The sequence below is a fragment of the Novosphingobium profundi genome, assembly GCF_020524485.1.
Lineage (GTDB): Bacteria > Pseudomonadota > Alphaproteobacteria > Sphingomonadales > Sphingomonadaceae > Novosphingobium > Novosphingobium profundi_A.
In genome coordinates this window covers 748,088-757,072 of the sequence record NZ_JAIVLF010000004.1, presented here as the reverse complement: position 1 = coordinate 757,072, position 8,985 = coordinate 748,088, and the positions used below count along the sequence as shown (strand labels likewise).

Here is an 8,985-nt window from a genome sequence, read left to right as displayed (position 1 = left end):
ACCCGGTAGAGCTTGCGGGTCAGGTCCGGACGATCAATCGTATGCGTGTAGAAAAAGCGCAGCGCCGATACGATGCTGTTCAATGTTGGCCCACCAAGCCCTGCCTCCCGCTGATCTAGGGCGTAAACTCATAAAATCGCTTGAGGTTTGATGGCCATCCTGATTCAGAGCCCTGCATATCGGAGGGTTAGATGGCACGGCGGCGTTACGAACTGACGGATCGGGAGTGGGCAATCATCGAGCCTTTGCTCCCCAACAAGCCGCGCGGCGTGGCGCGAGTAGACGATCGCCGGGTCCTCAACGGGATCATGTGGCGTTTCCGCTCTGGGGCCACCTGGGCCGAAGTGCCCGAACGCTATGGACCGTCGACCACGTGTTACAATCGGTTCGTGCGCTGGCGCAAAGCCGGTGTCTGGGACCGGCTTCTGTCAGCCGTCTCGGCCGATTACGATGGCGATCTGGTCATGATAGATTCCACCTGCGTTCGCGTTCACCAGCATGGTGCGACGGGTAAAAAGGGGGATCCTGCGATCGTGGCATGGGACGTTCCCGGGGCGGCCTTACCAGCAAGCTCCACGCTCTTGTCGATGCTCGCGGACGCCCTATCGGATTGCGACTGACCGGCGGGCAGGTTCACGATGCCTGCGAGGCCGAGGCCCTGATCGAAGCCATTCCTGAAGGCGCCACCCTCCTGGGTGACAAGGGCTATGACAGCAATGCCATTCGCGAGGCGGCTGCGGCTCGGGACATATGGGCCAACATTCCCAACCGCTCCAACCGCAAAAAGCGCTTCGGCTTCTCGCCGTGGCTCTACAAGCAGCGCAATCTGGTCGAACGCTTCTTCAACCGGATCAAGCAATTCCGGGGCATCGCGACGCGATACGACAAGTGCCCCGAAAACTACCTCGCCGCCATCAAGCTCGTCTGCATACGCCTCTGGTGCGGGGCGTAATGAGTTTACGCCCTAGCTGAAACTGGCGCAGATCTTCCCCGCTGGCCGTGTCGGGAGGACGGCCCAGCCATGTGGCGAACCGCTCTACGTCTCGCAGGTAGTTGCGCTGCGTGGCACGCGACAGGTGGCGCAAGTCCATATCTTCGGCCATGCGCTCGCGCAGGGGCCGGGGCGGCGTCATCACAGTAGTGTTCATTGTTCGACTCCTCAGTTGAAGGAGCCGATAGAGTCTGCCTGCGCTCGCCTGCGCTCAAGTCAGGCGCATCACAGGCGTGGCCCGCACGGCATCAAGGTCATAGGCCAATCCCGCGCAGCGGGTTCGTACATGTCCGACAAAGCCGACATGATCAGTGAACCTGAGCGCGGTTAGGATATGTCGGCTATCTGGCCACCGGAGACAGCCCGTGAGCGTCTCAGAAGGGTCGCTTCTGTCATCGGCGCCTACGATACGGTTCGCAGGCGACACCATCTCCATCGCCGTCCATCTCCGGGCGATATCCTGGCTGACCACGATAAATCGGCGCAGCGCCTGCTGCCCATGCCGCAGCACAATTCCTATAGTAGACACCATTCGAATGATTTCGTTGCAAAACAGGTCGCCGCGATGAGGCCTGCGGGCTCGCCTTAATTTGCTCAGCTGGTCGATAGGCTGTCGGATGAGCGGCACGATATTCGGTCGGCGCATCGAACTCGGCGCCCCAAATTCCGGTTTGTCGCCGTTTCGCGAGGGCCTCGTTTTCCAAGTATGCACGACTGAACTGCGGCAGTGCGACAGCTAACCCTGCATCAATCATTGCGCCCCCGAGATCTGTCCATTGAGCCTCACAGGTGGCAACAATTCGCTTGTAGATGTCGACGTCGTGCTGTGTGCATTTCACCGGCTTACCATCTGCCAAACTTGAGAGGAGCGCCTTGGCATCTTGCCCGCAACTCCAACGCTCACCGTTCCGTTTGCAGGTTTGTTCGGCTTCAACAGCATCGATGCCATGTAGTCGAACGCGTTGACCTCCAATGTCGATCGTATCGCCATCGATAACCCTGGCAGTGCCTGAGATCGTCTGAGCGTTCGCTTCGGTCGGCGACAGAACCAAAAATGCCAAGAGCAAACGCCACATCTTACACAGCTCACTGAAAACACGATAATCTGATGCATGCCGAAACGTGCGGTTCGTTGCAACCGTGACCATTTCGAGGCCCCAGCTGGATAGGAGACAGTCCACTCCCGAGAAACCTAAACAAGCATTTGAACGACCACAAAGGGTCGAGGGCGGCTGTCATGGTTTGCGCTGGGAAAGTGCGAAGGCTCGGAAGTCGATTGGGTGCTCCAGAACTCGGCGCGTTTGGTTTAGGTGACATGGGGAAGTGATAAGCGCATTCCCGGACTATGAACTAGCCGCTCTCTCGCAGATTGTGGACCAGGTTGCCGATTGCGCAGATGACGGCCTGCTCTGTGCAGCGCGCCTGTTCCGGGCGGATAGGGAACCGGACCTCGATGCGATACTTGCCAATATCGCTGGTGCTCAAGGAAACTTCGATTTCGTTGGGGCCTGGTGTCTTGGTTGCAGCGCGGTGCAAGCCGTTAGTCTTGGACGCGGCGGTGGGCGCCAGGGCCGAAATGACGCAGTCCCGGATTTCGCTCCGCGCCGCGAACAGATTGCTATGGGGTTCGAAGGTCAACAGGATCGTATGGCACGCTTTGCCCGTGACCGCCGCGTCCACCCGCAGTGGCGCGCCGAACAGGAGACTGTGCGGGACAATCACTTCACGCCCGGTAAGGATGAGGGAGCCTTCACGCCGGTCCATTTCCATCAAACGGGAAGCGATTAGGTTGTGGTCAAGGACTTCGCCCCGGATACCGCCTAGCTCGATGTAGTCTCCCACGGAAAAGGCGCGTGTCAAAGTCCGCAGAGCTGCCCCTGAAAGACACAGGATCAACTCCTTCATGGCGACAACCATGGCCACGGCAAACGCGGTCAGGGAGAGTGCGAAAGTTCTCAATTGCGGAGCCCAGATCATGATAAGGCCGATCAGGCCAACGAGCAGCAGGACGTTGCGTGCATTGGCCGACCAGCGCCGGATAACCTGCTGCGTCAGATTTTCTCTGCGGCGCAAGCCCCTTGTGAACACAAGACGCAGCAGAGAAAGGATGGCGACCAGAGCGATCGATGCGAGAACGTCGGAGCTGTAGATCTGATGGGTCAAGCTGACTGGCATGCCTATTCCGCTTATTTTGATCCGCGCTCAATGGCGCTTGTCGGCTCGGCTTGCAAATCGCGTCGGGCTCGGACATCGAGGCGAGGCCGGTCCAACGATCCGGTTGCTGCCCTGTCCGACCAAGACTAAAGGCCATTCGGAGCAACATCGCATGGTTGATCAATTCAACTTTTTGACAGGCCGTATTTGCCTCCTTGCACCGAGGTGAAGCGTCGAGACCGCAAGCCTGTCGTGATCCCCACTTCGGCCTAGGCATCAGCGGGCCACGGTGCCCAAGAATGACAGGAAAATCTGTGTCGAAACCGAAGAGTGTGAATGCCGGCCCCATCGATCGCATTCAGGAGAACCTCCTCGCGCGCGCAGAACGCCGGCTCCTCAATCGGCTTTGCGCGTGCATGCCGCGCTGGATGGTGCCCGATATCCTGACCGCGATCGGGATGTTCGGGGCATTCGTAATCTTCAGCGGATATATCTTGAGCAATCTTGGCGATGGCTGGCTGTGGATTTCCATCGCCGGGTATTTCATCCATTGGTTCGGCGACTCGATGGACGGAAGCCTGGCCCGCTATCGGAAGATCGAAAGGCCGCGCTACGGTTATTTCCTCGATCATAGCTGCGATGGTCTTTCAACCACGCTGGTCGTCGTGGGCATCGGCCTCAGTCGTTACGTCCAGCTGGAAGTCGCGCTGGTAGCGCTGGCGGGCTATCTCCTTCTTTCGATCCACGCCTTCCTGCTCGTTCGGGTGCTGGGCGAAATGAAGCTGTCCTATGCCTATGCAGGGCCTACCGAACTCCGGGTGCTCCTGATCGTGCTCACGCTGGCGATGATTGCTGCCGGATCACAGCCGGTCCTTCTGGGCATCCTGACTTGGTTTGACCTAATTGTCGGCGCAATCGGTGCATTGCTGATAGCGTTCTTCGTCATCCAGACGTTGAAAACAGCAAAGCGATTGGCAATCGAGGAGCCGCCTCGACGGAACTAAGGAGATCAGTTTTTTTGGTATGTTGGGTCTGATAACTCCAGATAGCCCCCCGCCAGGTTCCGGGAAGCGGGATTAGAGGCCTGGTCGACAACATGAAGGCGCAGCCGCAGAGATGACGGCCTCGCACCTATCTCGATCCGTCGATTCCTGAATCCTCGTAAGTGAAAGTGGTAATTCGCGCGTCTGCGATTGCTGCCGTCCGCTTCTCCTGCCATGTCAAAGACATGAGCGCCTTTGCTTTTATTGGGGCCGCACTGGCTGAAATCGCGGGATGCTTCGCCTTCTGGGCCTGGCTCCGACTGGGAAAATCTCCTGTGTGGATCGCCCCCGGCATCCTCTCGCTCTGTCTGTTCGCCTACTTGTTAACGCTGCCCACATCGGATCAGGCTGGGCGGTCATATGCTGCCTATGGCGGAGTCTATATCGCGTCCGCCGTTCTTTGGCTGTGGCTGGTCGAAGATGCTAAACCGGATCGCTGGGACCTCTTGGGGGCAGCTGTTTGCCTCATTGGCGCAGCTATCATCTACTTCGGTCCACGAGCCGCAACCATCGGATAGCCGACAGTCTTCTCCTGGGGGACGAAAATCTGCTGCTGAGCGACTGACTAAGGTCGGGAACTGACACTGCCAGCCCCGGCGGCCCGAAAAGCTTAGCATTTGCTGCTCATCATGTGAACGACAGAAATGCCTTCAACTGTTGCGCATTCGTCGCATTAGCATTAATTGCGTCTGGATGGGGGGAAATTCGACTGCTCTAGAGCGCCTCATGATCGCCGAGCGCAGTGCATTGCTTCGCAGGGTACAGCGTGTCGTCGGTGACCCGGCCGATGCCGAAGAAGTCGTCCAGTCGATGTGGCTCAAGGTGCAGGGCCTGACGGACGCCTCCCCGATTCTGTCGAAGCGCGCGTATCTGTTTCGTCTTGCACGCAACCTCGCGCTGGACATGCGTCGATCGCAGCAGCGGCGAGGGCGACTTGCCGATGATGTGCAGCACCTCCTCAGCGAGAACGACGACACGCCGGGGCAAGACCGCATTCTCGATTCCGTATTGGTGCTGGAGCGCGTGAGGCAGGCCGCTCTTGCACTGCCCGAGCCAACCCGCACGATTTTTCGCCTCAACCGTTTCGAGGGCGAGAGCCACAAGGCGATCGCAACGCGCCTGGCGATTAGCACGACGACTATAGAAAATCACATACGGCGCGCGCTGGAGGTGCTTGCCGCCGCGCGTGATGGAGGCGATCCGGGGGCGTGATAGCGCGGATTCGCAGCCGAAGTGGGGTGGCATGGCCGTCCATACGTCTAACGGTATCATGGGGCGGAGGAATAAGATCATCATGACGATGCGTGGCGGTGACATGGCCGGGAAGCGCGCAGAGCAGGCGCGGGCATGGATTGTGCGCCTTGCATCGGGCACGATGTCGGCGGACGAACTCGATCAACTGGAAAGCTGGACCGCTACCGATCCGCGCAACCGTGCCGCTTTCCTGCATGAGCGGCAATCCTGGCAGGATCTCGATCTGTTGGCGGACGCCTTCGGTCCACCGCCACATGTCTTGCCGATCCGGCGCGTGCGATCGCAAGCACGGCGGTGGGTTTCCACGCTGGTTCCTGTCGCCGCCGCCGTGGCCATCGCATGGCTGGCCGGTCCGACAGCCTATGTCCGGCTCTGGGCTGATGCCATCAGCGCACCGGGCGAAATCCGCCGGGTCGCGCTGGCGGACGGGTCTCAGGCCTTGCTCGACAGCGACAGCGCGATCGCGATCGATTTCGACGCGAAGGGGCGAACGCTGCGGTTGCTGAAGGGGCGTGCCTGGTTTTCGGTGCGCCACGGCGACGCACGACCGTTCCTTGTGGAGAGTGCTGGCGGCACCGTGCGCGATATTGGCACGGCCTTTGAAGTCGACGATACCGAGGCAAATTCACGCGTCGGTGTGACCGCTGGCGCGGTGGCGCTGGAGGGCGGGAGCCCACTTATCCTTCATGCAGGCCAGCGCGCGCAATTCGGGCCAGACGGACGGGCCGAAAGATTGGTGGCGCTGCCCGTTGATCGGATCGGCAACTGGCGCGAGGGCGAACTGCTGCTGCGACAGGTGCCGCTGGAGAAGGCTATCCGTGCCGTTGCCCGATACCGGCGTGCTCCGGTTTTCATCTTGAGCGATCTTGCGGACATGAAGCCGGTAAGTGCCAGTTTTCGAACCGATCGCCCGGAGGAAGCGCTCGATACTCTTGCTGCCATGCGCGGGCTGCAGTTGGCGAGTCTGCCCGGCGGCGTGCTCTTTTTGCGCCGCGCCGCCGATTGAAATTCGCGCCGCTGAAGATTTTTTCGTTTTCCTGCTTGGGTGTCGCGCGCGCTCGAACGTCAAAGCTATGACATGATGTTGCGAATGCCTTGCAATATCACTCCAGCCTCTCGGTCGGGCTGGAATTAGCACGACGGGGGAATAGATGAATTCGGTTTCGACACGCCTTGTTCTGGGCCTGCTTGCGAGCGTCGCACTGCCGATGGGCGCAGGATCGCCGCAGGTGGCGATGGCGCAAGGGGCCCAAGCACGGTCTTTCGACATCGCAGGGCAGCCGCTTGAAACTGCCTTGCTGGAATGGATGCGCCAGTCCGGCATGCAAGTCGGGTACGAGCCGGGCGATGTTGCCGGACGCACTTCTGCATCGGTATCGGGCCTCTACTCCTCGCAGGATGCCCTCACGGCACTGCTGGCGGGCACCGGGCTTGGCTATCAACGGACTGGCAGTGGATCGGTGCGTCTGCTCCGTGCATCCCGGTCTGCGCAGGGCGGCACTGCCCTTGGTCCGGTCCGCGTGCAAGGGCAGAATAGCGGTGCAGCGCACGGCGCCGCGATTGAAACCGCGACGGGCCCCGTTCCCGGTTATCGCGCAACGCTCACCGCCACGGCGACACGCACCGATAGTGCGATCCGCGACGTGCCGCAGTCGATCCAGATCGTGCCGCGCGTGGTGATCGAGGATCAGGCCGCCGTACGCCTCACCGATGTCGTCCAGAATGTGTCGAGCGTGCAGTTGAACGGGACCGGCGGCAATCGGGCGGAGACCTACAGCATTCGCGGTTTCGTGAGCGCCCGATACGCGATCAACGGCTTTCCGCTGACCAGCGGCATGGACCGGCCCGAAGCCTTTTTCGATCTGGCCAATGTCGAGAGGGTCGAAGTGTTGAAGGGGCCCGCCTCGGTCATGGTCGGCCTGAGCGAACCGGGCGGCGTGATCAACATCGTCACCCGCGCCCCGGCCAGGCAATTCCATTTCGATGGCAGTATCCAGGGTGGCAGCTTCGATTTCTATCGTGGTGAAATGTCGGTGACCGGCCCGCTCAACGCATCGGGCACGCTTACCGCCCGCGCGACGGGTGCCATGCAGACCAGCGACGGCTTTCGTGACGGCGCGCGCAAGAGTGAGCGCGCATTTGGCGCTGCCGCCCTTCGCTGGCAGCCGGATGCGCTGACTCAGGTGGACCTGACCGCCGACTATGTCGATCAGCAGGTGCCCTTCGACCGCGGCCTGATCGCGGACGAGAACGGCAACTACGTCCATAGCGCGCGCACCTATTACGGCGAGGATTGGTCGAAGACCGGTGCCGAGAAGCTGGTGCTGGGCCTTGCTGCCCAGCGGCAGGTCACGCCGTGGCTCATGCTGCGCTTTACCGGCCGACACACCGATGCCCTCGTCACCGACAACAACGCGGTCGACCTGCAGGGTCTTGCCGATGGAGCCGTTCGCCGCCGCATTACCAACCGGACCGAGGATTCGCAGGACCTGACCATGCGCTTCGAAGCGCTGGCCGATGCCTTCACCGGCCCGCTGGAGCATCGCATCATGGCGGGCGTAGAGCACAATCGGGGCGACTTCGCGTTCTGGTCTGCGCGCACCAACATTGCTGCCGTTGACATGGTCGAGCCCGTTCATGGCGTCACGCCGGTACCGGTGGCAACGGTCAACAACACGTACGACTACGAAGCCCGCACCTGGGGCTTCTATCTTCAGGACCAGATCGCGCTGGGCGAGAAGTGGAAGGCGCTGGCCGGGCTTCGCTATGACCGGGCCCGTTCAAACACCTGGGATAGGCTTGAGGAAAGCGAGACGCCGACCAGCGACGATGCACTGACCTTCCGCACAGGACTTGTCTACCAGCCCAGCACCTCGGTCTCGCTCTATGCCAGCTACACGCAGAGCTTCCAGCCACAGCAGGGCCAGCTCATCGACGGCAGCCCGCTCGATCCGGAAAAGGGTGAGCAGTTCGAGGCAGGCGTAAAGCTGGACCTGCTGGATCGTCTCTCGATCACCGCAGCGGCCTTCCAGATCACCAAGCAGAACGTCGAGGCCGAGGACCTCGACCACCCGGACTACTCGATTCTGACCGGCGAGCAGCGCGTGCGCGGTCTGGAAATCGACGTGACTGGCGAGATCCTGCCGGGCTGGAACGTGATGGCCAATGCCAGCCACCTGGATGCCGAAATCACGCGAGACAACACTTACGCAGTGGGCAATCGCCTGAACGGTGTCCCCGCCTTCAGCGGTCGCATCTGGACCAGCTACGGCTTTACCGAAGGCACGCTGAAGGGCCTGACGCTGGGCGGCGGCGTTCGCGTGGTGAGCGATCGTGAGGTCGATCTCGATAACCGCTTCACGATCGAGGGATACGAGACGTTCGATGCCTCCATCCGTTATGCCATCGACGAGCATTGGGAGGTATCGGTCAATGCCGAGAACATCGCCGATCGCTTTTTCGTCGAGGCGGTACAGGGCGACAACAACCTCTATCCCGGCACGCCGCGCCGCGTGCTCGGCACGCTCCGGGCGCGGTACTGAT

General features: G+C 60.9%; 9 protein-coding genes and 1 pseudogene. 6 read left to right on the top strand and 4 right to left on the bottom strand.

Features of this window, described 5'->3' with window-relative positions; all coding sequences use genetic code 11:
- A pseudogene (locus LC060_RS13945) lies at positions 1 to 125 on the bottom strand (integrase); the annotation flags it as partial.
- A 66-nt stretch (positions 126 to 191) separates the two neighbouring features.
- On the opposite strand from LC060_RS13945, the gene LC060_RS13940 reads away from it, so the two are divergent.
- Positions 192 to 952 (top strand): IS5 family transposase gene (locus tag LC060_RS13940; RefSeq protein ID WP_226636495.1). Its coding sequence is split into 2 segments (ribosomal slippage): positions 192 to 528 and positions 528 to 952, totalling 762 coding nucleotides; the frame shifts between segments, so codons are not numbered across the junction.
- Here the strand turns inward: LC060_RS13940 and LC060_RS13935 are convergent.
- The 3 genes from LC060_RS13935 to LC060_RS13925 form a co-directional block, all read right to left on the bottom strand.
- The gene (locus LC060_RS13935; protein WP_413465121.1) at positions 915 to 1,103 is read right to left on the bottom strand and encodes a phage integrase N-terminal SAM-like domain-containing protein; all 189 of its coding nucleotides are present in this window, start codon (positions 1,101 to 1,103) and stop codon (positions 915 to 917) included. The genes LC060_RS13940 and LC060_RS13935 overlap by 38 nt on opposite strands.
- A gap of 280 nt (positions 1,104 to 1,383) precedes the next feature.
- Positions 1,384 to 2,139, bottom strand: coding sequence for an excalibur calcium-binding domain-containing protein (locus LC060_RS13930; RefSeq protein ID WP_226636493.1), 756 nt, complete (start codon positions 2,137 to 2,139; stop codon positions 1,384 to 1,386).
- A gap of 202 nt (positions 2,140 to 2,341) precedes the next feature.
- Entirely contained in the window at positions 2,342 to 3,154 is an 813-nt protein-coding gene (locus tag LC060_RS13925) for a mechanosensitive ion channel domain-containing protein (RefSeq protein WP_226636492.1), read from the bottom strand.
- A gap of 290 nt (positions 3,155 to 3,444) precedes the next feature.
- On the opposite strand from LC060_RS13925, the gene LC060_RS13920 reads away from it, so the two are divergent.
- The 5 genes from LC060_RS13920 to LC060_RS13900 all read left to right on the top strand — a co-directional run bounded on the left by LC060_RS13920 (position 3,445) and on the right by LC060_RS13900 (position 8,984).
- Positions 3,445 to 4,149, top strand: coding sequence for a CDP-alcohol phosphatidyltransferase family protein (locus LC060_RS13920; RefSeq protein ID WP_413465115.1), 705 nt, complete (start codon positions 3,445 to 3,447; stop codon positions 4,147 to 4,149).
- A gap of 224 nt (positions 4,150 to 4,373) precedes the next feature.
- Positions 4,374 to 4,706, top strand: a complete 333-nt coding sequence (locus LC060_RS13915) for a YnfA family protein (RefSeq protein WP_226636576.1) — start codon at positions 4,374 to 4,376, stop codon at positions 4,704 to 4,706.
- A 208-nt stretch (positions 4,707 to 4,914) separates the two neighbouring features.
- Positions 4,915 to 5,400: a sigma-70 family RNA polymerase sigma factor gene (locus LC060_RS13910; RefSeq protein WP_264191865.1), complete on the top strand. Its 486-nt coding sequence runs from the start codon at positions 4,915 to 4,917 to the stop codon at positions 5,398 to 5,400.
- 31 nt (positions 5,401 to 5,431) lie between these two features.
- Entirely contained in the window at positions 5,432 to 6,448 is a 1,017-nt protein-coding gene (locus LC060_RS13905) for a FecR family protein (protein WP_226636489.1), read from the top strand.
- Between the two features lie 145 nt (positions 6,449 to 6,593).
- A complete protein-coding gene (locus LC060_RS13900) occupies positions 6,594 to 8,984 on the top strand; it encodes a TonB-dependent siderophore receptor (protein WP_226636487.1) in 2,391 nt (796 codons plus the stop codon).
- The last annotated feature ends 1 nt before the right edge of the window (position 8,985 follow it).

Excerpts from the sequence above, each read along its gene's own strand:
- LC060_RS13935 (WP_413465121.1), bottom strand. The coding sequence starts at position 1,103 with ATGGCCGAAGATATGGACTTGCGCCACCTGTCGCGTGCCACGCAGCGC.
- LC060_RS13930 (WP_226636493.1), bottom strand. The coding sequence starts at position 2,139 with ATGGTCACGGTTGCAACGAACCGCACGTTTCGGCATGCATCAGATTAT.
- LC060_RS13920 (WP_413465115.1), top strand. The coding sequence starts at position 3,445 with ATGACAGGAAAATCTGTGTCGAAACCGAAGAGTGTGAATGCCGGCCCC.
- LC060_RS13915 (WP_226636576.1), top strand. The coding sequence starts at position 4,374 with ATGAGCGCCTTTGCTTTTATTGGGGCCGCACTGGCTGAAATCGCGGGA.
- LC060_RS13910 (WP_264191865.1), top strand. The coding sequence starts at position 4,915 with ATGATCGCCGAGCGCAGTGCATTGCTTCGCAGGGTACAGCGTGTCGTC.
- LC060_RS13905 (WP_226636489.1), top strand. The coding sequence starts at position 5,432 with ATGGCCGTCCATACGTCTAACGGTATCATGGGGCGGAGGAATAAGATC.
- LC060_RS13900 (WP_226636487.1), top strand. The coding sequence starts at position 6,594 with ATGAATTCGGTTTCGACACGCCTTGTTCTGGGCCTGCTTGCGAGCGTC.